This is a genomic window from Tritonibacter sp. SIMBA_163, from assembly GCF_046535935.1.
Classification (GTDB): Bacteria; Pseudomonadota; Alphaproteobacteria; order Rhodobacterales; family Rhodobacteraceae; genus Epibacterium; species Epibacterium scottomollicae.
Map to the genome: position 1 here is coordinate 798,499 of NZ_JAWJBP010000001.1, position 22,561 is coordinate 821,059.

Sequence of the window (22,561 nt, forward strand, 5' to 3'; positions counted from 1 at the left end):
CTCCCGTTATTGTGTTGGTCTGGTTTTTGGTTATTGGTCCTGTCGCGTCGACGACAGGAACGCCCGCAGCCGTTCACTGCGAGTGTTTCCGAAGATCTCGTCCGGGCAACCTTCTTCCTCGATCAGCCCCTTGTGCAGGAACACGATGTGATCGGAGACATCGGCGGCCATGCGCATATCGTGGGTCACGATCAGCATGGTGCGGCCTTCGCTGGCGAGATCCTTGATGACCTTGACCACCTCCTGCTCCAGTTCAGGATCGAGGGCGGAGGTGGGTTCGTCGAACAGCAGCGCCTCGGGCTCCATGCAGAGCGCGCGGGCGATGGCGGCGCGCTGTTGCTGGCCGCCCGAAAGCTGCGCCGGAAAGGCGTCGCATTTGTCGCCGATGCCGACCTGGTCGAGGTATTTCCGGGCAGAGGCCTCGACCTCGTCGCGGTCGCGTTTCAGCACTGTTAGCGGTGCTTCCATGACGTTCTGGAGAATGGTCATGTGAGACCACAGGTTGAACTGCTGGAAGACCATCGAAAGGTTGGTGCGGATGCGCAGCACTTGTTTGGCATCGGCAGGCTGACGGGATAGGCCCGCGCCACGCCAGCTGATGGGCTCGCTCTTGAACAGAATATCGCCCTGCTGACTGTCTTCCAGAAGGTTGCAGCAGCGCAGCAGTGTGGATTTTCCGGAGCCTGAAGAGCCGATCAGAGACACCACATCGCCTCTTTTGGCGGTGATATCCACCCCTTTGATGACTTCCAAGTCGCCGTAGGATTTATGCAATCCGCGGATTTCGAGTACAGGGGTGTCGTCGGTCAATGTGATCTCGTCCGGCTATTGTGCAAGGTGACCCTATTGGACCAACTTTTTGGGCGAATGCAATGCGCAATGGGGCAAACACGCCCGTCAAAACGCCAATTCCGCTGCGGAAACTGCCAGAAGGGGCAATGCTCCTGAAAATGCTCCGGAAACGGGGACTGTGTGCGCAGGTCCGGGCGGTGTGGCAGGGCAGCTTCAGCGCGCGCGCGCCAGACGGTCCATCAGCAAGGTCGGCCCGGGCGGGGTGGGAATGGCGAGATAGTCGCTGGGCGTCATCGCCATGATTTTCTTCAGGTGCAGCGTCTCGCGATGGCCCGTGTCCAGGGTCTCCAGCGCGGCTTGCATGGCGGCCAGAATCGCGGCGGCGTCCTCGCTCAATGCAGTGATGAAGGGCAGCGCCGGGGTGGGCTCCGTGCGTTCGAGTTCACACAGTTGCGCGATGAGGTCAGGCTCGTAGCTCTGCAGCATCCGAAAGGTGAGCGCATCAATGCAGGCGAAATCGGCCTTGCCGGTTGCGACCGCCTCGGCAGAGGCACGATGGCTGCCGGTTTCCAGCAGCTCGCCGGGCAGGATATCCTCGGAGCGCATCCGCATCATGGCGGCGGCCCAGCCGGATTGCGACAGCGGCTCATTATAGGCAAACCGGCTGCCGCCGAATTTGGACAAGCGGATGCCGCTTTGATCGGCGCGGGCAATAAGGACGCTGTTGTAGTGGCCCTCGGGACAGCCGGGCAGGCCGTAATCCGGGGTGCCGACGAGCTCCACATCACCATAGAGGCGCGCGCGATAGGGCAGGCCGCAGGTCTGTGCCAGCAGCAGGTCCGGCGAACGCCAGGCCTGCCAGAGATCCATGTCACGGGTCAGGTGGTCTGGACCACGGCCAAGCGCGGCACGGATCGCCTGCCAGAAGGCATCATTGGCCGCCTTTGTCTCGGGGCGGTCATACATCGGCAACAGAGCAATCATGCGCGGGCCTCTGCCCGTTTGCGCGCCATGGCGCTGTCGACGTCGTTCACACCCAGAAGGTTGGCCGCCAGCCGGATCAGCGCGTCTTCGCCATCGTCCCGTTTGCCGTCCGCCAGTGCGACTTGCCAGAGGGCTTCGACCACGCCGGTCCGGTCCTCATAGGGCACAGCTTCCTTGATCGCGCGGGTGAAGCGCACGGTGTCCGGGGCTGCGGCCTCCAGGCCCTCGCCCTGTTCGCGCAGGATCTGCGTGGCGCCGGTATCCAGCGCAAAGCGGGTGCGCAGGATGCGGTCGATGCGATCCCGCTCCACATCCGAATAGACGTTATCCGAGCGCGCCAGACGCACCAGTAGCGCCGTCAGCGCCAGACGAGCTTCCTCATCCGGCAGGATCGCGGGGGCCGGGGCCAGCAATTTGTCCAGAAATTCCTTGAACATCACACGTCCTCCCGGTCTGTCGGTTCTGTCGCCAGTTTTGCGCGTGCCTTGTCGCGTGCGCGTTTGTTGTCCATCACGGAAAGCCCCATGGCCTTGCAGGCGTCCTGCACGATCTGGACCTCGCCCTCGTGTTCGCGGCGGTCCGCCAGCACCACTTCCCACAGCGCATCGAGTGCGGCGAGGCGCTCTTCCAGCCCGGTGGTTTCACGGATCAGGCGACCAAATGTGTCGGTTTCCGGAGCGGCGGCGTGCAATTTCTCGCAGGTGGCGCGCACTTTGGCCGCCTCGATCGCGTTATGCTCATAAAGCCGGGCAAGAATGCGGTCGATCAGGCTGATTTCTTCCAGCACATAGGCCCGATCTGATTGGGCGATGCGCACCAGAAGCGCCCCGAGGGCGAGTTCTGCATCCGGGTCCGGCAGGCTTTGGCTCTGCGAGGGGCGGAAGGCCTGAAACAGCTTCTTCAGCATGAAAAAATCCTCTCCCGCGGGCTCAACCGTTGTAGCCTTCGATGATTTCCATATCCCCGGTTGATACCGGATCGCGCAGGGATTTCGCATCCTGATACGCGACACTATCATAGCAGGCCTTGGCCGTTGCGAAATCCTTGAACTCGATCACCACAGTGCGGGACCGCATCTGACCTTCGCGCACCTCCTTCGGGCCACCACGGACCAGAAAGCGCGCGCCGTAGTCGGCAAAGGGAATTGCGTTGGCTGCAACATACTCCTTGTAGCGCTCCATGTCGTCAATATCGACATGCGCAACCCAATACCCCTTGGTCATGTAGTTCCCTCACCCTTCTGCGGACCGGTGACCGGCCTCTGTCATTTCGTAGTCCAAGCTGTACCAGATCACAGGCTTTGGCAATCACCACCTATAGGCGATTGTTGATAATTTCACGGGGAAAGCCCGTGTATGCGCATCCGTCAAGCTGCTCTGTTGCAACAAAAAACGCCCAAGCATGACCTCGGGCGTTTTTCATTCAGTTTTTGCGATAGATCAGCCGATCTCTGCAAGGCGCGCCAGCGCCTCTTTGACCTTCTGTTCCTCTTCCTCGCGCATGGCGAGATTTTCGCGCGCTTCGGCCACCACCTCATCGGGGGCGGAGGCGGCGAACTTGGGATTGTTCAGCCGACCGCGCAGGCCACCCAGCTCCTTGGCCAGCTTGCCGAGGTTCTTTTCCTGACGGGCCTTTTCGGCGGCCACATCGATGATGTCGGCCAGCGGCAGCGCGAAGGAGGCGCCCGGAACCGGAATCGAGATGCAGCCCTTGGGCAGCGTTTCGGTCCGGGTCAGGCTTTCGATACGCGCCTTGTTCATGATGAGCGCCCCGTTGCGGTCCCAGAACCCCTGACTGGTGGCGTCCATTTCTGTCACCAGCATCGGCACGATGGAGCCCGAGGGCACGTTGAGCTGGGCGCGGGCGGAGCGGACATTGCCAATCACCGCGATGACCCAGTTCATTTCCGCTTCGGCCTCTGCATCCACCAGATCGGCCGCCGTATAGGTTGGCCAGGTCGCGTGGGCGAGCATCTTCGACGCCTCACCTGTCTTGGTGCCGCGACCCTCGGTGACGTTCCACAGCTCTTCGGTCACGAAGGGCATGATCGGGTGCATCAGGATCAATGCCTGGTCAATGGCCCAGGCAAAGGTGGCGCGGGTCTCTTCCTTGGCCGCTGCGTCCTCTCCCTGGAACACCGGTTTGGTGAATTCCAGATAACGGTCGCAGAAGGTGTTCCAGAAGGTGGAGTAAAGCGCATTGGCCGCGTCATTGAAGCGGAAGCTTTCAAAGCCCGCATCGACCTCTTCGCGCAATTTGGCGATCTCGCCGATGATCCAGCGGTTGAGGGGCAGGGTGGCCTTGGGCGGCGTTGCGTCGCGGGTGACCGAGAAGGCGTCAATCTGGCTCTCGCCATAAGAGCACGCCTGCCAGATCTTGGTAACGAAGTTGCGATAGCCCTCGATCCGCTTCATGTCCAGCTTCAGAACGCCGCCCAGCGAGGCCATCGCCGCATTGGTAAAGCGCATGGCGTCGGCGCCGTATTCTTTGATGATCTCCAACGGGTCGATGACGTTGCCGGTGGATTTCGACATCTTCTTGCCCTCGGCGTCGCGCACGAGGCCATGCAGGTAGACGGTGTCGAAGGGGATGCGGTCCTGCACGGGCAGGTTTTCGTCCAGAACGGCGAGTTGCATCATCATCATCCGCGCGACCCAGAAGAACAGGATGTCCTGACCGGTGATCAGCGTGGAGGTCGGGAAATACTTCGAGGTCTCCTCGGTCCATTCCGGCCAGCCCAGCGTGCCGATCGGCCAAAGGCCGGAAGAGAACCAGGTATCAAGCACATCCGGTTCGCGCCACATCGGCACCTGCATCGGGCCGGCAAAGCTCTGGATGGTGCCCTCGGTGCGCACATCCATCAGCTTGCGCTGCTCGGCAAGAATATCGGCGGCCTCGTGCTGGTCCGCAACAATGCGGAATTCGGTGCCCTCGGCAGATTGCAGGCGGGCCTTTTCCAGCGCTTCGGCTTCGGTGGCAGCACAGATCGGGTACCAGTCATCCTCGCCGGGGATGTACCAGACCGGGATCTGGTGGCCCCACCAGAGCTGACGCGAGATGCACCAGGGCTCGATGTTTTCCAGCCAGTGGAAATAGGTCTTCTCGCCGGACTCCGGCAGGATTTTCACGTCGCCATTGCGCACCGCGTCGAGCGCCGGGCCGACGACCTTTTCCGCATCGACGAACCACTGGTCGGTCAGCATCGGCTCGATCACCACCTTGGAACGGTCGCCAAAGGGCTGCATGATCGGCTTGTTCTCGACCATGGGCAGGGTCTCGGTGACCTCGCTCTCGTTGCCGTCGGCGTCCTTCACCGTGCGGGTGACGGTCTGCATGACGGCGAGGCCTTCGTCGGTGATTTCCTGAACCACCCGTTTGCGCGCCTCGAACCGGTCAAGGCCGCGCAGGTGATCGGGCACCAGGTTGATGGCGTCGACATCGTTCTCGGTGAAGGCGGCGCCCTTGGCGTGATCTTGGGCCTTTGCCGCATCTTCGGCATAGGGTGCGCCGTCGGCGCGCATCGCGCCCTTCATGTCCATCAGGCGATACATCGGGATGCCGCCACGCTTGGCGACCTGATAGTCGTTAAAGTCATGCGCGCCGGTGATCTTCACAGCACCCGAGCCAAACTCCTTGTCCGGATATTCATCGGTGATGATCGGGATCTGGCGGCGGTGTTCCTTGGGACCGACCGGGATCTCCACCAGCTTACCAACGATAGGCGCGTAACGCTCGTCCGAGGGGTGCACGGCAACCGCGCCGTCGCCGAGCATGGTCTCGGGCCGGGTGGTGGCGATGGAGATGTAGTCGCGCTCTTCCTCGAGCGTGACGTTGCCGTCTTCGTCCTTCTCGACATAGGTATAGGTCGCGCCGCCCGCGAGCGGATATTTGAAGTGCCACATGTGGCCGGCGACTTCGATGTTTTCCACCTCAAGGTCGGAGATCGCGGTCTCGAAATGCGGGTCCCAGTTCACCAGCCGCTTGCCACGGTAGATCAGGCCCTTGTTGTACATCTCGACAAAGACTTTGATCACCGCGTCATGGAAGTTCGGCGAGTTCTCATGCCCGGTGCGGGTATCACCGGCAGCGCCCGCCATGGTGAAGGCGGTGCGGTCAAAATCGCAGGATGCGCCGAGGCGTTTGAGCTGGTTGATGATGGTGCCGCCAGAGGTCTCTTTCCATTCCCAGACTTTCTCCAGGAATTTCTCGCGGCCCATCTCGGCGCGGGAGGGCTGCTGGGTTGCCGCCAGCTCACGCTCCACCACCATCTGCGTCGCAATGCCAGCGTGGTCGGTGCCAGGCTGCCAGAGCGTGTCGAACCCCTGCATGCGTTTCCAGCGGATCAGGATGTCCTGCAGTGTGTTATTGAACGCATGGCCCATGTGCAGAACGCCGGTGACGTTCGGGGGCGGGATCATGATGCAATAGGTGGAGGCGCCGGGCTTTGCGTTGGCGCCTGCGGTAAAGCAGCCGGCCTTTTCCCAGGCGTCGAAGAGACGGCTTTCCGCCTCTGCTGCGTTGAAGGTCTTTTCCATTGCCATGTCTGATGCCCCGTCCGTCACGTCTTTGATCTCATGTAGCGGGACCGGCCCGCGTTGAAACCTCCAATAGCGAATGCGGCTGCAAAGGGAAAGTGTCGAACCGATCCGGAAAAAATCGACAGGAGAGGGTCAAGAGGGGCGGTCTGATAACCGGCTATTAAGTCTTATTTGAAATAAAGATGATCAAGGGCCGCAGCCCACCCCACCCACACCCCCCAAACTGCGGCCTGAACCAATCAAGAACCCGGCCTTAGTGCCCGGTCAGGTCTGACGCGCATCCCGCGAACCTGGCCGGGCACACGAGGTCGGGTTTTCCTTTGATCTGGAAGGGCTCGTACGTGGGGGGAATTGCCACCGACCTCCACGCCTTGACGACCGGGGCGTGTATGATCGGAGCCTATGGCAGCCGGACGGGGCAGCGGTTCTCCGCCCTTCGACGAAATTCCTTCACCTGTTCAGCGCTATCACTGGACAAGCGCGGCAGGCGCATTAGGCTCCGCGACAGCAGATCGCAGGCACAGAGGAAGCAGTCTCATGAACCAACGCGTCGAGAAATTCGGGAAAAGCCAGCCGCTCGCGCGGGTTGAGGATCAGCGCCTGTTGACCGGGCAGGGACGCTATATCGAGGATACGATGCCGCAGGGGGCGCTGCGGGCGTTCGTGTTCCGCAGCCCGGTGGCGCATGGCGAGATCACCACGCTCAACGTAGATGATGCGCGCGAGGCCGATGGTGTGCATCTGGTGATCACGCAGGCGGACCTGGTCGAAGCCGGGATCGAGGCCAGTCTGGACGGGGCGTTGGTCAAGAACATCGATGGCAGCAAAGGGGCGGCCCCCGAACGCCCGGTGCTGGCCGGACGCCGTGTGCGATATGTCGGAGAGCCTGTCGCCGTGGTCTTTGCCGAAACCATGGAGCAGGCCCGCGACGCGGCTGAATTGATCGAATTCGACTATGATGATCTCGACGTGAAAATGGACCTCGCGTCAGGCGGCCCCCAAATCCACCCCGAAGCACCGGACAATCAGGCCTTCAACTGGGGGCTGGGCGACAAGGAGGCAACGGACGCCGCCTTTGCCGGTGCCGCACATCGGGTCAGCCTGCAGGTGGCGGACAACCGGATCATCGTGAACGCGATGGAGCCGCGCGGCTGTCATGCCAGCTGGGCGGACGGGCGGTTGCATTTCCACTTCGGCGGGCAGGGCGTCTGGGGCATGAAGGAGCAATTGGTCAAGAAGCTGCACCTGGCCGAAGACGCCGTGCATGTGGTGACGCCTGATGTGGGGGGCGGCTTTGGCATGAAGGCGATGCCCTATCCAGAGTATTTCGCCGTTGCCCATGCGACCCGGGTGCTGAAGCGCCCGGTGGGCTGGATGTCGGACCGCACCGAAGCGATGCTGAGCGACAATGGCGGCCGTGATCTGACCTCGCTGGCGGAGCTGGCCTTTGACGCGGATCTGAAGATCACCGCCTACCGGGTGCATACGCAGTGCAACCTTGGTGCGTATAACTCCCACTTCGGGCAACCGATCCAGACTCAGCTGTTTTCCCGGGTCTTGGCCGGGGTTTACGACATCCAGACCGCCTGGCTGGAGGTCGACGGCATCTATACCAATACCACGCAGGTCGACGCCTATCGCGGCGCGGGCCGGCCCGAGGCGATCTATGTGCTCGAGCGGGTGATGGACCGCGCAGCGCGCGAGCTGGGCGTCGATCCGATGGAGCTGCGGCGCAAGAATTTCATCGCCCCGCAAAAGTTCCCTTACAAATCCGTCACCGATGAAACCTATGACGTGGGCGACTTCAATCTGGTGCTGGACCGGCTGGTGAAAGAGGCGGATCTGGCCGGGTTCGAGGCGCGGCGCGCGCGGGATGCGGCAGAGGGGCGTTACCGGGGCGCGGGCCTTTGTTACTATATCGAAAGTATTTTGGGTGATCCTTCAGAGACCGCAGACGTCGAATTTCTGGAGGACGGACGGGTGAACATCTACGTGGGCACGCAAAGCAACGGACAAGGGCACGAGACTGTCTTTGCCAAGTTCCTTGCGGACCAGACCGGCATCCCCGTCAGTGAGATCGAAGTTATTCAGGGCGACAGTGATCGCATTGCCAAAGGCGGCGGCACCGGGGGATCGCGGTCTGTCACCACACAGGCCAATGCGACACTGGCAACGGTCGACAAGATGGTTGCCGCCTTTACCCCCTTTCTTGCGGAGGAAATGGGGGTCGATGAGGAGGCCGTGGAATTTGACGGTGAGACTTTCCGCGCGCCCGGATCAAACCTGACGCCAACGGTGCTGGAAACGGCTGATCTGGCACGCGAAAAGGGGCGTGTTGACCTGCTGCGCCATCAGGCGGAGGCGTCTCTGCCCGGGCGCTCCTTTCCCAATGGGGCCCATCTCGCGGAGGTCGTGATCGACCGTGATACCGGACAATCGCGCGTGGACCGCTATACGGTGGTCGATGACTTTGGTAATCTGATCAACCCGATGCTCGCCGAAGGTCAGGTTCACGGTGGTGTCGCGCAGGGGCTTGGGCAGGCGATGCTTGAGCATGTGGTCTACGACGCCGAGGGGCAATTGCTCACGGCAACCTTCATGGACTACGCCATGCCCCGCGCCGAGGATATGCCCTGGGTCGGCTTCACGTCCGAACCGGTGCCCTCGACCCAGAACCCGATGGGCATGAAGGGCTGCGGTGAGGCTGGTACTGTCGGTGCGCTGGCGGCGGTGGCAAATGCGGTGCAGGACGCGCTTTGGGATCAGGGCATCCGGCAGGTGGACATGCCGTTCACGCCGGTCAAACTATGGGAGTTGATCACGGATGTTTCTCAAGCGGCTGAGTAAATCAGTTCTGGGATTGTTCGGGCGGCCAAGGCTGCTGTCCGCGCAATCCTCGGAAACCGTCACACGCGGACCGCAATGTCATGTGATCATCCTGGACGGCACCATGTCGACGTTGGAGCCAGGTCATGAAACCCACGCGGGCATGGCCTATCGCCTGTGCAAGGAGATGGGCCCCCAGGTGTCGGTCTACTATGAGGCTGGTGTGCAGTGGACCGCATGGAACAAGACTGTCGATGTGATGATCGGGCGCGGCATCAATCGCAAGATCCGCCGCGCCTACGGCTATCTCGCGTCGCGCTATCGTCCGGGCGACAGGATCTACCTTCTGGGGTATTCGCGCGGCGCTTATGCGGCGCGATCACTGGCGGGGATGCTGGGGGCGGTTGGGCTTGTGACAAGCGAACATGCCACGGTGCGCCACATCCGCACCGCCTATCGCCATTATCAACTGGCCAGCGGCAGTGATGTGCGGCAGGCATTCCGCAGCGCCTATTGCCACCCTTCGGTCGAGGTGGAAATGGTCGGAGCCTGGGACACAGTCAAGGCGCTGGGCCTCAGGTTGCCGTTGTTTTGGCGATGGTCACAGGTGCATCATGCCTTTCACGATCACAAGCTGAGCCAACATGTGAAAGCCGGGTTTCAGGCACTGGCGCTTGACGAGACGCGCGAGGTCTACGCGCCGGTCTTGTGGGAGACATCGCCCGACTATGAGGGGCAGTTGGAGCAGGTCTGGTTCCGCGGTGCGCATGGGGATGTGGGCGGTCAACTGGGCGGGTTTGAAGACGCGCGCCCGCTGGCCAATATCTCTCTGGTGTGGATGCTGGAGCGGGCTGAAATGTGTGGATTGCCCTTGCCGCGCGACTGGCGGATGCGGTTTCCGGTCGACCCGGACGCGCCCTCCGTTGGAACCTGGTCGGGGTGGGGGAAGATCTTTCTCATGCGCCGCCACCGGAAGGTTGGATTGGACCGGAGCGAGAAAATTCACCCCAGTGTCCATGCCGCCGGAAAAGATCAGAAATCAGCAAATTGGCTGAGTTTATTCATGCGTCGAACGCCGCATTGACCGCATCTTACGTGCCGGGATGATCACTTAGCGTTCTGGACATTTCCGTTGCGCTGGAAAATCCAAAGACCGGAGCGAAGATGCCAAGTGACTGGACATTCTGGGCGACGAACCCTTCGCGCTCGTACAGCGCGCGGGCGCGTGTGTTGGTGTCAATCACGTCCAGCCGGACCCGCTCCAGCCCGGATGTTTCGGCGTGATCCACAATTGCCTGCAATAACGCGGTTCCGACGCCAAGGCCGCGGGCCTCAGGATCGACGAAAATCCCGTCCATCAGAAGGGTTCCCGGCTCGCATTCGCGCTCCAGTGAGCTGACCAGCATTGCACGCCAAGCCGCGCCGAACGTGCCATAGACCTCCGCGAGATCCGCGAACGTGCCGCCGATGAAGCTGCCGTGCGGGGATTTGAACCCGGCCACGCCGAGAAACCTGCCGTTGGATGAGATCGCACTGATCGCGTGATCGGGCGCGATCACCTGTTCGAAAAAGGCCACGGCCTTTTCCTGTGGACCCAGCGGATAGCGGAGCTTGCGGGAAAAAGCCTGCCAGTAGCCGCGCGCGGCGCTTGCACGATGTTCCGCCCTCAGGCCCGGTTCGATCACAATCCTGGCGGCGTCCTGGCCCAAGTTTTCCATCATCCCTCCCTGCATTGTGAGGGATATGGTTTTTCCAGGCCCACCATTCAATTCTCAGTCTGAGCTTTTATGATACCACCAATACGCACGAGCCGCAAAAGTGGCGGCCCTCAGCGCGTTATGGCGCGAGCTTCATCACGATGCAGGTGGTCGATCCGGTGGCATAAAGCTTGTCATCCTCCACGCCCCGTATCTCGCCGTGGGCGATCCCGGTGGAGCGGCCGACGTGGTCGATCTCGCCCCAGCAGTCCACGGTCATGCCCAGCGGGATCGGACGCAGAATGTTGATCTTGTATTCCAGCGTTGTGTAGACCGAGCCCTTCGGCACACGGGTCATCACCGCGCAGGCCATGGCGCTGTCCAGCAAGGTGCCGTACCAGCCCCCGTGCACCGTGCCCATCGGGTTGGTGACGTTGAATTCGGGCGTGCCGCGAAACACCACGCGACCGGCGGTCACGCTGGTTAAGTGATAGCCCATGGTCTCGCCGATGGGCGGGCCGGGCAGGCGGCCCTCGAGGATGCCGGTCATGAAGTCGAGGCCAGAGATCGTAGCGATCTCGGCCATCGGCATCAGATCATTTGGGGATGTTGCAACCGCCATGGCGTCCTCCTGTCAGCGTTGCGCGCAGGCTAGGAGGACGCCGGGGCGCCAACAAGTCTTACGCAACGTTCTCGAGGCGCATCTTCGAGGTCACGCCAAGCGCGTGGCAGACATCGCGGGTCAGTTCCGGACGGTTGAGCGTGTAGAAATGCAGCTTCTTGACGCCGCCCTCCAGCAACTCGGTGCAGAGCTCGCTGCACAGTGCGGTCGCCAAGAGGTCACAGCGATCATCGCGTACGGCCTTCTCAAACGCCTCGTCGAGCCAGGCCGGGATCGTGGTGCCGCAGGCCTCGGCAAAGCGGCGCACGCCTTTCCAGTTCTCAATGGGCAGGATGCCCGGCGTGATGCGATCCGTGTCGAGACCCGCCTTGGCGCAGGCATCGCGAAAGCGAAAGAAGCTCTCGGGCTCAAAGAAGAACTGGGTCAGCGCCTCATCCGCGCCCGCATCAAGCTTGCGCTTCAGCCACTCCACATTGGCCTGCTGGCTGGCAGCCTCCGGGTGGCTTTCCGGGTAGGCGCCGACGCGCAGGTTGAATTTTCCTTTCGCTGCCAATGCCTCGATCAGTTCAACAGAGGAGCCAAACCCATCCCTAGTGGGCGTGAAACGGCCCTGTTCTTTGGGCGGATCGCCACGCAGGGCGACGATGTCGGTGATCCCCGCCTCGGCATATTGGTCTGCAATATCAAGCGTTTCCTGACGGGTCGCGGACACGCAGGTCAAATGCGCGGCAACCTTGAGGCCGGAGTTTTTGTGCAGCGTGGTCACCGCGTCGCGGGTGAGTTCACGGGTGGTGCCGCCCGCGCCATAGGTGACGGAGACGAACCGCGGTGCCAGCGGTGCCAGGGATTGAACCGTGTCCCAGAGCCGGAAGGAGGCCTCCAGGTTCTTGGGCGGGAAGAATTCAAAGGAAATCTCGGGCGTGGTCACTGTCACTGTCTCCTCGGGGGGCCGGTGGGGCCGAAAATGGGCGTTCTGCGCACGGGGTGTCGCATTGCGGCTGGTAAGCGTCGCAAGTCGTTTGACCCCTTGTCACACGAGAGCTAAGAGTGAAGCAAATTCATATTTCTCAAGAACAACATGAGGTGAACCACAGGATGCATATCGAATTCCGTCACCTTCGCACGATCAAGGCAATCCACGAGGCGGGCGGCATGGCGCGTGCGGCCGATCAGCTGAACATCACCCAGAGCGCGCTGAGCCACCAGATCAAGGGTCTGGAGGAGCAAACCGGGGTGGAGCTGTTCCAGCGGCGCTCCAAGCCGATGAAACTGTCAGCGGCCGGCATGCGATTGCTGCGGCTGGCAGAGCAGATCCTGCCGCAAATCGAGGCGGCACAGGCGGAATTTGCGGCCCTGCGCGAAGGCGAGGCCGGGCGGTTGCATATCGCCATCGAATGCCACGCCTGTTTTGAGTGGCTGTTTCCGGTACTGGAGTCCTTCCGCAAGAGCTGGGGCGATGTGGATGTGGACATCCGGCCCGGTCTCGCGTTCGAGGCAATGCCGGCCTTGAAGCGTGAGGAGGTAGACCTGGTGGTCTCCTCCGATCCCGAGGAAATGCCGGGCGTCACCTTCATCGAACTGTTCGACTATAGCCCGGTCTTTGTCGCCTCGGCGCAACATCCGCTGGCGAAGAAGCCTTTTGTGGAGGCCGAGGATTTTCGTGGCCAGACACTGATCACCTACCCGGTGGAGCGCACCCGGCTGGACATCTTCAGTCAGCTGTTGATCCCGGCGGGGGTGGAACCTGCGGGCATCCGCAAGGTCGAGCTGACGGCAGTGATCCTGCTGCTGGTCGCGTCGAACCGCGGGGTGTCGGTGCTGCCGGACTGGGTGGTGCGCGAGGTGAAATATTCCTCCGATTACGTCACACGCCCCCTGACCGAGGCGGGGATCACACGTCGTCTTTATGCCGCCATCCGAACAGAGGATGAGGCAAAGCCCTACATGCAGGAGCTGATCCGTCTGGCGCGTGTCGAGGCGCGCAAGCTTCAGACGCAATGATCGGCGCGCGTTGCGGCGCGATGCGCATGCCGGGCCGTCAGGCCCGGTATGCGCGGGTCCGATCCGTCGGGATCGGAAACCTCTCAGGGCGGAGTGGTCTGTATTGGACGACAGACTAGCAGTCCGGGGGTCAGGCGAGTTTGACCACCTGCTTGCCGGTGTTGCCGCCCTTCAGCATTGACATGAAGGCAGTAGGCGCATTCTCCAGCCCCTCAGCCACGTCTTCCATAAACTTCACCTGACCGGAGGCCACCATCGGGCCGACCTCCTGCAGGAAGGCGGGGTATTGGTCAAAGTGATTGGCGATAATGAAGCCGTTGATCGACAGATGCTTCACCAGCACCGTGCGCCAGATCCCTGGCCCGCTGAGTTGCGTGTCCGCAGCGCCATCATACCAGGCGATCATGCCGCACAGCGGGATGCGGCCAAAGCGGTTCATCAGGGGCAGGACCGCTTCCAACACTTTACCGCCGACATTTTCAAAGTAGATATCAATCCCGTCCGGGCAGATCTCGGTGAGGGCCGCCTGCAGCTCCTGCGCCGTGTCATAGGCGCGGTGGTCAAGGCAGGCATCAAAGCCGAACGTCCTGGTGGCCAGGGCGCATTTCTCGCCGCCCCCCGCAATGCCGACGACGCGCAGCCCGGCGGCCTTGGCCAGCTGTCCCACCATGGAGCCGACAGGGCCGGTGGCCGCTGCCACCACCAATGTCTCGCCCGCCTTGGGGCGGCCATGGACGTTCAAGCCATGCCACCCGGTAAACCCCGGCATGCCCAGGGCACCCAGTGCCAGCGAGGTCGGCGTCAGGGAAGCGTCGAGTTTTTGCAGCTCATCACCGGGCACAGCCGCATGTGACGCCCAGCCGAACATGCCCAGGACCTTGTCTCCCGGCGTCAGATCGGGATGGTTCGAGATCAGCACTTCGCCCACCGCGCCGCCTTCCATTTGCGCGCCGACCGCGACTGGGGCCGCATAGGATTTGGCATCGTCCATCCGCCCGCGCATATAGGGGTCGAGGGACATATACTCCGCTTTTACAAGAACTTCGCCCTTGCCCGGTGTCGGGATGTCCAGGCTCTCAAGGCGAAAGTTCTCAGGGGTGGGCGCGCCATTGGGGCGGCTGGCGAGTACGATCCGTTGCATCTGGTCGGTCATATGGGGTGTCCTCCTATCGAGATGAATGGGGCAGGTGGGCTGCATCCGGTTTGCATAAACTGAACTAGTCAGTTCAGTTGAGGGCGACAACCCCCTCTCAGTTTACCACGAGGTCGACAGATCCCGATGGGGGCAGGTTTCGCCCTTGGCAAGCGGGCGCGAGGCGTGTATGGGCACCCTTTGACCGACATCTCCCCCCGCAAGGACAGCTCGTACAATGATTGGTAGCGCAAATCTCAACGTGATGATCAAGGCCGCTCGCAAGGCAGGCCGCTCCCTGGTGAAAGATTTCCGCGAGGTCGAAAACCTGCAGGTCTCTACCAAAGGGGCCGGGGATTTCGTGAGCCGCGCCGATATCGCCGCCGAGAAGATCCTGAAAGATGAGCTGATGGGCGCGCGCCCGACCTATGGCTGGTTGGCCGAAGAAGGCGGCGAAGAACCCGGCGAGGATCCGACCCGTCGCTGGATCGTCGATCCGCTGGACGGCACCACCAACTTCCTGCACGGTCTGCCCCATTGGGCGGTGTCCATTGCGTTGGAACACAAGGGCAAGATCGTTGCGGGCGTGGTTTATGACGCGGCCAAGGACGAGATGTTCTTTGCCGAAAAGGGCGCAGGCGCCTGGATGAACGAAACCCGCATGCGTGTCTCTGCACGTCACCGCATGATCGAGTCGATCTTTGCCACCGGATTGCCGTTCGCCGGTCGTGCCGACCTGCCGGAAACCCTGAAAGATCTGGCGCGTTTGATGCCGGCCTGTGCTGGTGTGCGTCGCTGGGGGGCTGCCGCCCTCGACATGGCCTATGTGGCTGCCGGACGGTATGAGGGCTACTGGGAACGTCGCCTGAACGCTTGGGACGTTGCCGCAGGGATCATTATCGTCAAGGAAGCAGGCGGTCTGTGCGAAGGGCTCGACCCCGAGGCCTCCATCATCGAGAGCGGGAATGTGATCTGCTCCAACGAGCCTATCTTTGAGAACTTTGCCAAGGTTATCCGGGGCTGATCGAGCCCGGGACATACTCATCGGTTTCGGGGGAGACCCCGGTGCCGTCCAAATGATCTGATCTGACACCCCGGCGGCGCTCCTGCCTCGGGGTGTTTTTTGTTTCGGACGATCATGGCGACCGGGGCATTTGCCTCAGATCCGGCTCAGGCTTCGATGAACTCGTAATGTTTGATCGATCTGAACTGGACGAGATCTGCCTCGGCCGGGTCGATATGCGGGCTGTCGTAATCCTCGCCGACAAAGTCCTTGAGCGCATCGAGGCTCTCCCAGACCATGACAAGGCTGAAGTCCCGCGGACTGTCGTTGCGTGCGGCTCCGGGGAACACCGAGATGACGCCCTTGGTGGCTTTCATCATGGGGATCGCGGTGCGGTGAAAGAACTCGGCAAACTCGCCTTCCTTCCCCGGATGGGTGATAACTTGAAAAATGCGCATGATCATGGCGAGGCCTCCCTGAAGTGAACGGGCGTCCTGACGTATGTCTGCCTCTGCGTTTCTACGGCTTGTCAGCTAAGGTAGCATAAAAGCGGGCTGTGGTCGCCATCTGACGCAAGTGTTCGGGCGACATCATTCCGTGGGCATGGATGGATGGCTGCGTCTAGCGGTCGGCCGGGTGGTTGACGCCGTCGGTCCAGGGAATGTCGCCAAAGCTGTCGGCATGGGTGCGCGGGTTGCCGCCCTCGATACAGCCGAGGTTGACGCCGCATTGTGCCGGGTCAGAGCGTCGCTGGTGATAGACATAGATGCCGCAGATCTTGCAGAAATAGTGCTTTGCGGTGTGGCTGCCCCATGTGTAGCAGCTGAGCGCCTCGCTCCCGCGCAGCACCTTGAGGCTCTGCGTGAGGGCGGTCACCGCAGGGGCGCCGCGGCGCAGGCAGAAGGAACAGTCGCACCGGCTGGCGGAGGTCAGCCCGTCTGGGAAGTCGGCGCTGATTTCAACGGCCCCGCAATGGCAGGTGGCGTGGCGGGTTTCCATATCCGTCTCCTTCACTTGCCCCAGGGGCCGGGGCGGCGGGCTGGGGTGTGGCGCGGGATGCGTGGAATGCGGCTGGTGCTGTAGGTCGTTTCCGGGTGCGGCGGCTGACCGTCTGTGCGGGTCCAGAACCGTGGGCCGCCTCGCTTGATCCAGAGCGGCACAGTCAGCGCCAGCCCGATGAAGAAGCCCCCCGCATGGGCCCAATATGCGACGCCGCCCAGATTGGGATCGGCGTTGAGGCCACCGAGGAACTGCATGCCAAGCCAGAGACCCAGCATGATGAAGGCGGGCACGGGAATGATGCGGAAGAAAATGATCAGGATGATCAGGATATCCACCCGCGCCTTCGGGAACATCAAGAGGTAGCCGCCCATGACACCGGCGATGGCGCCGGAGGCTCCCACCAGCGGCACCAGTGACTGCGGGGCCGACACCACATGGGCCAGTGTCGCGCCGACACCAGACAGCAGGTAGAACAGAAGAAAGGGCAGGTGGCCCATCTCGTCCTCCATATTGTCGCCGAAGATCCACAGGAACAGCATGTTGCCCGCCAGATGCAGGATGCCACCGTGGATGAACATTGACGTCACCAGCGTCAGCGGCGCCTCTCCCATCATGATCTCTCGCGGGACCGTGGCAAAGGCATTGTAAAAGAGCGCGAGGCTGCGATCTGTCGAAAAACTGGTGGAGTACCACAGATACCCAAGGATGTTGGCCGCCATCAGAAGATAAACGACATAGGGCGTGCGGCCGGATGGGTTGTGATCGCGCAGTGGAAACATGCGCAGACGCTGGGCCGTGGGCGCGCCGAGGTCAAGGTCATCGGCGTGATTTGCCACCGGCCTTGAGTGATTTTTGGCCGGGGGCGCTCCCGCCCCATGGGCAGGCGGCAAAGCCACCCACACATGCGTTGGGCCGGGCGGGGGCCGCGCCAAAGGCGCGGCCCCCGCCCCCGGCGATGCGCGCAGCGCAGCGCAACCCCTCTCTTGAAAGAGCAATTCAAAGAAACGCCGCCCCGTCTCGGAAGGACACGGAGCGGCGCGTTGGTGTTGATCGCGTCAGATGGCGCGCGTCAGGCGTTGCCGCCGAGGAGCGCGGCATTGCCCCCGGCCGCAGTGGTGTCGACGCAGACGTGGCGTTCGGCCAGCACGCGGGCGCGATCCGGGGTGCCCGGGATCAGTGGCAGGATCGGGCCGTCGCGCTTGGACAGGGCCTGCTCGATCTCGCGGCCCGTTGCCTCATCGCCCCACCACAGCACACCGGCGATGCCACCGAGATGTTGCAGGCGATGCAGATCCACCATGTCGTCTGCCTCCAGCGCGGTGCCGCCAAGTGCGATGACTTGCTTGGCCTGCTCTGCGGCGGCGGCTTTGCCGGGGCCCATACACAACAGCGGCGCGCGGGCGGAGACTGTCAAACGGTTGGATTCACCGGTGGGGCCGGGCAGGGACGTGGTGACAGGGGCGCGGGCCTCGCCGGTCTCGCCGGGGAGTTCCGCCATGGTGCCGTCCCATGCCTCGGTGCTCTGCTGACGATCCGGGGCGCAGAACCGCGCGAGGTAGTGGGGGCCACCCGCCTTGGGACCGGTGCCCGACAGACCTTCGCCGCCAAACGGCTGGCTGCCGACGATGGCGCCGATCTGGTTGCGGTTCACATAGATGTTGCCCGCGTGGATGCGGTCGCAAACATGCTGCACCCGGTCGTCGATACGGGTCTGCAGACCGAAGGTCAGCCCGTAGCCAGTGGCATTGATGGCGTCGATCACGTCGTCCAGCTGGCGCGACTTGAAGGTCGCCACATGCAGCACCGGGCCAAAGATCTCCTCCTGCAGGTCGCTGATGCCGTCGATCTTGATCAGCGTCGGACCGACGAATGTGCCACCCTGCGGCGCCTGCATCTCCTTCAGCACCCGACCTTCGCTGCGGGCCTGGTCGATATGGGCGAGGATCTTGGCGCGGGAGCCTTCGTCGATCACCGGGCCGCTGTCGATGGACAGATCCCAGGGATCGCCGAGATCCAGCACTTCCATCGCGCCCTTGAGCATGGTCAGCACGCCCTCGGCCACGTCTTCCTGCAGGTAGAGGCAGCGCAGGGCGGAGCAGCGTTGGCCTGCCGACTGAAACGCGCTTTCGATCACCGCCTGCACGGCCTGTTCGGGCAGGGCAGTGGAATCCACGATCATCGCGTTAAGGCCACCGGTTTCCGCAATCAGCGGCGTGCCGGGGGCGCAATTGTCGGCCATCGCCGCACGGATGCGCATGGCGGTGGCGGTGGAGCCGGTGAAGGCGACGCCGCCCACACGCGCATCGCCGGTGATCGCCGCGCCGACCTTGGAGCCACGTCCGGGCAGGAATTGCAGCACCTCGCGCGGAACACCTGCCTCATGCATCAGCTCAACCGCGCGGAAGGCCACGAGCGGGGTCTGATCGGCGGGTTTGGCCAGCACTGCGTTGCCGGTCGCCAGTGCGGCCGACACTTGACCGGTGAAGATCGCCAACGGGAAGTTCCACGGCGAAATACAGGTGAAGATGCCCGCAGCGGCGGCATCGGGGATGCGGGCGGCGTAGTAGCGCAGGAAGTCTACCGCCTCGCGCAGCTCTGCCACCGCGTCCATCTGTGTCTTGCCAGCCTCGCGCGCGAGCAGGGCGAACAGCTCGCCATAGTTGGCCTCATAGAGGTCAGCGGCCTTGTTGAGTGCGGCGGCGCGCACCTCTGCCGGGGCGTCCCAGGTGGAGGCGGAGGCCAGGGCCAGCTCCACATCCTCGGCGCTGGATTGCGCAACGGAGCCGATCTCACTCAGATCACTGGGGTTGGTGACGGCCACACGGGTCTCCGGCATGGCCTCGCCCGCGATCAACGGCACTGCGTCCCATGTGGCGCTGCGGAAGGGCGCGCGTGCCGCGTCGATGGCCGCAAGGGTGGGCGCGTGGCGCAGGTCAAACCCTTTGGAGTTGATACGCTTCGGCTGGAACAGGTTCGGGCCGGTGGGGATGTCGGTGCTCAGGTCGTCCACTTGCAGGAAGGGATCGGCGGCGACCTCTTGCGGTGGCACATCCTCATCGACGATCTGGTTCACGAAGGAGGAGTTGGCGCCGTTTTCCAGCAGACGCCGCACCAGATAGGCCAGCAGGTCGCGGTGCGCGCCAACCGGTGCGTAGATGCGGCAGCGGGTGTTGTTCTTGTCCATCACCTTCTGGTGCAGGGTCTCGCCCATGCCGTGCAGGCGCTGGAATTCATAGGCCTGACCGTCCTCTGCCATATGCAGGATCGCGGCGACGGTATGAGCGTTGTGGGTGGCGAACTGCGGATAGATCCGGTCCGTGCGCGCCAGCAGCTTGCGCGCGTTGGCGATGTAGGACACATCCGTCAGCGCCTTGGAGGTGAAGACCGGGAAACCATCCATGCCTTCGACCTGCGCGCGCTTGATCTCGGTGTCCCAATAGGCGCCCTTCACCAGTCGCACCATGAAGCGGCGGTCGTATTTTTCCGCCATCTCGTAGAGGGCGTCGATGGCCAGCCCGGTGCGCGGACCATAGGCCTGCACCACAACGCCAAACCCGTCCCAGCCATGGAGCGCGGGATCGGAGATCACTTCCTCGATCACCTCGAGCGAGATTGACAGGCGGTCGGCTTCCTCGGCGTCGATGTTGAGGCCCATTTTTGCCGCCTTGGCCAGCAGCGCCAGGGCCTTGAGGCGAGGCACCAGCTGTTGCTTGACAGAGGCTTCCTTGGCGATCTCGTAGCGCGGGTGCAGCGCCGAAAGCTTCACCGAGATGCCGGGGTTTTCGCGGATGTCGCTGCTGGTGCAGGCGCTGGCAATGGCCGAGATGGCGCGGGAATAGGCAAGGTGATAGCGCGAGGCATCCGCCTCGGTGCGCGCGGCCTCACCCAGCATGTCATAGGAATAGGTGTAGCCCTTGGCTTCCATGTTGGAGGCGCGTTTCATGGCGCTCTCGATGGTCTCGCCCAGCACGAACTGGCGGCCCATTTCCTTCATGGCGCGGCCCACGGCGGTGCGGATCACCGGCTCACCCAGACGTTTGATGGCACCGCGCAGGGCGCCGACGGGGCTTTTTTCCTCGTCCAGCACGCGACCGGTCAGCATCAGGGCCCAGGTGGAGGCATTGACCAGCGAGGAGGTCGATTTGCCCATGTGCTTGCCCCAGTCTGAGGGCGCGATCTTGTCTTCGATGAGGGCGTCGATGGTATCCGCATCCGGCACCCGCAGCAGCGCCTCAGCCAGGCACATCAGGGCAATGCCTTCGTCGGTCGACAGGCCATATTCGGCCAGGAAGACCTCCATCAACCCGGGCGAGGAATGGCCCCGGATGTCCGTCACCAGCTGGGTGGCGGAGGCACAGATGGCAGAGCGGTCGGCCTCGGACAGCGCGGCCTGGGCCACCAGCGCATCGCGCATGCGGGCCTGATCTGCATAGGTGCCGGCATCGATCCGGTCGCGCAACAAGATGGTAGATGTCATGTCTTTCCCCAATCTCAGAGATTTTGACCCTTGTATCGCGTTCATACTGGTCATTTCTCCCGTTTGTGTCGATAATGCGGATCAAACGCGTTTATTTGCGGAGGCTTTTCGATGCAATCGCGCTTCCCCGGTCTCGACCGGTTTGATCAATCGATTCTACGTGAGCTGAGCCACAACGGCCGCAGCTCCATTTCCGATCTAGCGCGTGCAATCGGTCTGTCGAAGTCGCCCACCCAGGCGCGCCTGAAGCGGCTGGAGGCGGAGGGTATCATTCAAGGCTATCGCGCGATGATCGACCCGATCCGGCTGGGGCTCGATCACATCGCCTTTGTCGAGGTGAAGCTGACCGACACCCGCGAGGCGGCCTTGGCGGCATTCAACGCCGCCGTCGTACAGGTGGCCGAGATCGAGGAAGTTCATATGCTGGCATCGCATTTCGACTACCTCCTGAAGGTGCGCTGCCGCTCGATGTCGGATTTCCGCGCGGTGTTGGGCGAGCGGATTTCCTCGCTGCCGCATGTGTCCTCGACCTCCACCTACATGTCGATGCAGACGGTGAAGGACGACGGGGGTCTGGGGCCGATCTAGGCGCGAGGGCTATCGAGCAGGCGCTAGCACACGCGATTGTAACTTGTCCGCAGCGGAATTTGGCGCACCATATCGGGTATGTTGCTTCGTGTCGTGATCCCCACCGTCGTGTCCCTGTCATTTCTTGCCGGGGGCAGTTGGGCAGAGTGTCCCAGCGCGCCGGATCACGCGGCGCGGATCAATGAGGTGCTGGAGCAGGTGCAGGCCGCCGACAGCGAGCGCGAGGCAAAGCGCATCGCCAATCAGCTCTGGACCTTCTGGGCGGATGCGCCGGACGCTCAGGCGCAGGAGATCCTGGATCGCGGCATGACCCGGCGCTCGGCCTTTGATTTCCTCGGCGCGATGTCCGATTTCGACCGGCTGATTGACTACTGCCCCGACTACGCGGAGGGCTACAATCAGCGCGCCTTCGTGCACTATCTGCGCCGGGACTTCGCCGCTGCGCTTGAAGATCTGGATCGCGCTTTGGCACTGTCGCCGCGCCATGTGGCGGCGATGAGCGGGCGTGCCTTGTCGTTGCTGGGCCTCGCGCGACCGGACGAGGCTCGCAGTACCCTGCAGGAGGCTCTGCGGCTGAATCCCTGGCTATCCGAACGCCACCTGCTTGGCCCCGGTGCGCCTTTGGCAGCGGATGAGATCGAGTTGTAGCGACGTCTGTCGTGTGAGAGATGAAACCTCAAGCCTCTGAAAATCCTGTTGAACACAGCCGCCCGCGCGGGTAGAGCTTGACGCTGAGGTCCAGCCGCGCGGGCGTGGTGGAATGGTAGACACAGGGGACTTAAAATCCCCAGGCTTTAGCCGTGCGGGTTCGAGTCCCGCCGCCCGTACCAATCTGAAAATAATATATTTTCCCCACTTAAATATCTGCCTTGAAAAGCCGTTGCTACTCGTCTGTTACT

General features: G+C 62.6%; 20 protein-coding genes and 1 tRNA gene. 7 read left to right on the forward strand and 14 right to left on the reverse strand.

Annotated elements, in window-relative coordinates; genetic code table 11:
• Positions 1-30: 30 nt before the first annotated feature.
• The 6 genes from R0J92_RS03760 to R0J92_RS03785 form a co-directional block, all read right to left on the reverse strand.
• The gene (locus R0J92_RS03760) at positions 31-810 is read right to left on the reverse strand and encodes an ABC transporter ATP-binding protein (RefSeq protein WP_317386480.1); all 780 of its coding nucleotides are present in this window, start codon (positions 808-810) and stop codon (positions 31-33) included.
• A 195-nt stretch (positions 811-1,005) separates the two neighbouring features.
• A complete protein-coding gene (locus tag R0J92_RS03765) occupies positions 1,006-1,776 on the reverse strand; it encodes a phosphate/phosphite/phosphonate ABC transporter substrate-binding protein (protein WP_411050759.1) in 771 nt (256 codons plus the stop codon).
• Positions 1,773-2,213 carry a TerB family tellurite resistance protein gene (locus R0J92_RS03770; protein ID WP_165798095.1) on the reverse strand — a complete coding sequence of 147 codons (441 nt, stop codon included), beginning with the start codon at positions 2,211-2,213 and terminating at the stop codon, positions 1,773-1,775. The genes R0J92_RS03765 and R0J92_RS03770 overlap by 4 nt, the downstream gene beginning before the upstream one ends.
• On the reverse strand, positions 2,213-2,683 hold the full coding sequence (locus R0J92_RS03775; RefSeq protein WP_106162776.1) for a TerB family tellurite resistance protein: 471 nt from the start codon (positions 2,681-2,683) through the stop codon (positions 2,213-2,215). The genes R0J92_RS03770 and R0J92_RS03775 overlap by 1 nt, the downstream gene beginning before the upstream one ends.
• A gap of 22 nt (positions 2,684-2,705) precedes the next feature.
• Positions 2,706-2,999: a DUF1330 domain-containing protein gene (locus R0J92_RS03780; RefSeq protein ID WP_106162775.1), complete on the reverse strand. Its 294-nt coding sequence runs from the start codon at positions 2,997-2,999 to the stop codon at positions 2,706-2,708.
• Between the two features lie 216 nt (positions 3,000-3,215).
• The gene (locus R0J92_RS03785; RefSeq protein WP_411050760.1) at positions 3,216-6,317 is read right to left on the reverse strand and encodes a valine--tRNA ligase; all 3,102 of its coding nucleotides are present in this window, start codon (positions 6,315-6,317) and stop codon (positions 3,216-3,218) included.
• A gap of 534 nt (positions 6,318-6,851) precedes the next feature.
• On the opposite strand from R0J92_RS03785, the gene R0J92_RS03790 reads away from it, so the two are divergent.
• Together R0J92_RS03790 and R0J92_RS03795 are read left to right on the forward strand one after the other, a co-directional pair.
• Positions 6,852-9,161, forward strand: coding sequence for a xanthine dehydrogenase family protein molybdopterin-binding subunit (locus R0J92_RS03790; protein ID WP_411050761.1), 2,310 nt, complete (start codon positions 6,852-6,854; stop codon positions 9,159-9,161).
• Complete coding sequence (locus R0J92_RS03795; RefSeq protein ID WP_411050762.1) at positions 9,139-10,224, forward strand: DUF2235 domain-containing protein; 1,086 nt, start codon at positions 9,139-9,141, stop codon at positions 10,222-10,224. Before R0J92_RS03790 ends, R0J92_RS03795 begins: the two co-directional genes overlap by 23 nt.
• 7 nt (positions 10,225-10,231) lie before the next feature.
• On the opposite strand, the gene R0J92_RS03800 is transcribed toward R0J92_RS03795, so the two are convergent.
• The 3 genes from R0J92_RS03800 to metF form a co-directional block, all read right to left on the reverse strand.
• On the reverse strand, positions 10,232-10,858 hold the full coding sequence (locus R0J92_RS03800) for a GNAT family N-acetyltransferase (protein WP_411050763.1): 627 nt from the start codon (positions 10,856-10,858) through the stop codon (positions 10,232-10,234).
• A 118-nt stretch (positions 10,859-10,976) separates the two neighbouring features.
• Positions 10,977-11,459 carry a PaaI family thioesterase gene (locus R0J92_RS03805; protein WP_106162770.1) on the reverse strand — a complete coding sequence of 161 codons (483 nt, stop codon included), beginning with the start codon at positions 11,457-11,459 and terminating at the stop codon, positions 10,977-10,979.
• A 58-nt stretch (positions 11,460-11,517) separates the two neighbouring features.
• Positions 11,518-12,387, reverse strand: a complete 870-nt coding sequence (metF, locus tag R0J92_RS03810) for a methylenetetrahydrofolate reductase [NAD(P)H] (RefSeq protein ID WP_411050764.1) — start codon at positions 12,385-12,387, stop codon at positions 11,518-11,520.
• Between the two features lie 167 nt (positions 12,388-12,554).
• On the opposite strand from metF, the gene R0J92_RS03815 reads away from it, so the two are divergent.
• A complete protein-coding gene (locus R0J92_RS03815; RefSeq protein WP_317386473.1) occupies positions 12,555-13,460 on the forward strand; it encodes a LysR family transcriptional regulator in 906 nt (301 codons plus the stop codon).
• Positions 13,461-13,590: 130 nt separating this feature from the next.
• Here R0J92_RS03815 and R0J92_RS03820 read toward each other — a convergent pair whose 3' ends face one another.
• The gene (locus R0J92_RS03820; protein ID WP_411050765.1) at positions 13,591-14,613 is read right to left on the reverse strand and encodes an NADP-dependent oxidoreductase; all 1,023 of its coding nucleotides are present in this window, start codon (positions 14,611-14,613) and stop codon (positions 13,591-13,593) included.
• 217 nt (positions 14,614-14,830) lie between these two features.
• On the opposite strand from R0J92_RS03820, the gene R0J92_RS03825 reads away from it, so the two are divergent.
• On the forward strand, positions 14,831-15,616 hold the full coding sequence (locus R0J92_RS03825) for an inositol monophosphatase family protein (protein WP_106162766.1): 786 nt from the start codon (positions 14,831-14,833) through the stop codon (positions 15,614-15,616).
• Between the two features lie 146 nt (positions 15,617-15,762).
• On the opposite strand, the gene R0J92_RS03830 is transcribed toward R0J92_RS03825, so the two are convergent.
• From R0J92_RS03830 to putA, 4 genes are all read right to left on the reverse strand, one after another.
• Entirely contained in the window at positions 15,763-16,059 is a 297-nt protein-coding gene (locus tag R0J92_RS03830; protein WP_106162765.1) for an antibiotic biosynthesis monooxygenase family protein, read from the reverse strand.
• Positions 16,060-16,216: 157 nt separating this feature from the next.
• The gene (locus R0J92_RS03835; protein WP_317386471.1) at positions 16,217-16,594 is read right to left on the reverse strand and encodes a GFA family protein; all 378 of its coding nucleotides are present in this window, start codon (positions 16,592-16,594) and stop codon (positions 16,217-16,219) included.
• Between the two features lie 11 nt (positions 16,595-16,605).
• Entirely contained in the window at positions 16,606-17,376 is a 771-nt protein-coding gene (locus R0J92_RS03840) for a rhomboid family intramembrane serine protease (RefSeq protein WP_411050796.1), read from the reverse strand.
• A gap of 290 nt (positions 17,377-17,666) precedes the next feature.
• Complete coding sequence (gene putA, locus R0J92_RS03845; RefSeq protein WP_411050766.1) at positions 17,667-21,074, reverse strand: bifunctional proline dehydrogenase/L-glutamate gamma-semialdehyde dehydrogenase PutA; 3,408 nt, start codon at positions 21,072-21,074, stop codon at positions 17,667-17,669.
• A 111-nt stretch (positions 21,075-21,185) separates the two neighbouring features.
• Here putA and R0J92_RS03850 point away from each other — a divergent pair, with 111 nt between their 5' ends.
• The 3 genes from R0J92_RS03850 (at position 21,186) to R0J92_RS03860 (ending at position 22,492) form a co-directional block, all read left to right on the forward strand.
• Positions 21,186-21,662, forward strand: coding sequence for an Lrp/AsnC family transcriptional regulator (locus R0J92_RS03850; RefSeq protein ID WP_106162762.1), 477 nt, complete (start codon positions 21,186-21,188; stop codon positions 21,660-21,662).
• Between the two features lie 78 nt (positions 21,663-21,740).
• Positions 21,741-22,310, forward strand: a complete 570-nt coding sequence (locus tag R0J92_RS03855) for a tetratricopeptide repeat protein (protein ID WP_411050767.1) — start codon at positions 21,741-21,743, stop codon at positions 22,308-22,310.
• 98 nt (positions 22,311-22,408) lie between these two features.
• Positions 22,409-22,492, forward strand: a tRNA-Leu gene (locus R0J92_RS03860).
• Positions 22,493-22,561: the final 69 nt, after the last annotated feature.

Coding starts and splice junctions, on each gene's coding strand:
- R0J92_RS03765 (WP_411050759.1), bottom strand. CDS start 1,776: ATGATTGCTCTGTTGCCGATGTATGACCGCCCCGAGACAAAGGCGGCC.
- R0J92_RS03770 (WP_165798095.1), bottom strand. CDS start 2,213: ATGTTCAAGGAATTTCTGGACAAATTGCTGGCCCCGGCCCCCGCGATC.
- R0J92_RS03775 (WP_106162776.1), bottom strand. CDS start 2,683: ATGCTGAAGAAGCTGTTTCAGGCCTTCCGCCCCTCGCAGAGCCAAAGC.
- R0J92_RS03780 (WP_106162775.1), bottom strand. CDS start 2,999: ATGACCAAGGGGTATTGGGTTGCGCATGTCGATATTGACGACATGGAG.
- R0J92_RS03785 (WP_411050760.1), bottom strand. CDS start 6,317: ATGGCAATGGAAAAGACCTTCAACGCAGCAGAGGCGGAAAGCCGTCTC.
- R0J92_RS03790 (WP_411050761.1), top strand. CDS start 6,852: ATGAACCAACGCGTCGAGAAATTCGGGAAAAGCCAGCCGCTCGCGCGG.
- R0J92_RS03795 (WP_411050762.1), top strand. CDS start 9,139: ATGTTTCTCAAGCGGCTGAGTAAATCAGTTCTGGGATTGTTCGGGCGG.
- R0J92_RS03800 (WP_411050763.1), bottom strand. CDS start 10,858: ATGGAAAACTTGGGCCAGGACGCCGCCAGGATTGTGATCGAACCGGGC.
- R0J92_RS03805 (WP_106162770.1), bottom strand. CDS start 11,459: ATGGCGGTTGCAACATCCCCAAATGATCTGATGCCGATGGCCGAGATC.
- R0J92_RS03815 (WP_317386473.1), top strand. CDS start 12,555: ATGCATATCGAATTCCGTCACCTTCGCACGATCAAGGCAATCCACGAG.
- R0J92_RS03820 (WP_411050765.1), bottom strand. CDS start 14,613: ATGACCGACCAGATGCAACGGATCGTACTCGCCAGCCGCCCCAATGGC.
- R0J92_RS03825 (WP_106162766.1), top strand. CDS start 14,831: ATGATTGGTAGCGCAAATCTCAACGTGATGATCAAGGCCGCTCGCAAG.
- R0J92_RS03830 (WP_106162765.1), bottom strand. CDS start 16,059: ATGATCATGCGCATTTTTCAAGTTATCACCCATCCGGGGAAGGAAGGC.
- R0J92_RS03835 (WP_317386471.1), bottom strand. CDS start 16,594: ATGGAAACCCGCCACGCCACCTGCCATTGCGGGGCCGTTGAAATCAGC.
- R0J92_RS03840 (WP_411050796.1), bottom strand. CDS start 17,376: ATGTTTCCACTGCGCGATCACAACCCATCCGGCCGCACGCCCTATGTC.
- putA (WP_411050766.1), bottom strand. CDS start 21,074: ATGACATCTACCATCTTGTTGCGCGACCGGATCGATGCCGGCACCTAT.
- R0J92_RS03850 (WP_106162762.1), top strand. CDS start 21,186: ATGCAATCGCGCTTCCCCGGTCTCGACCGGTTTGATCAATCGATTCTA.
- R0J92_RS03855 (WP_411050767.1), top strand. CDS start 21,741: ATGTTGCTTCGTGTCGTGATCCCCACCGTCGTGTCCCTGTCATTTCTT.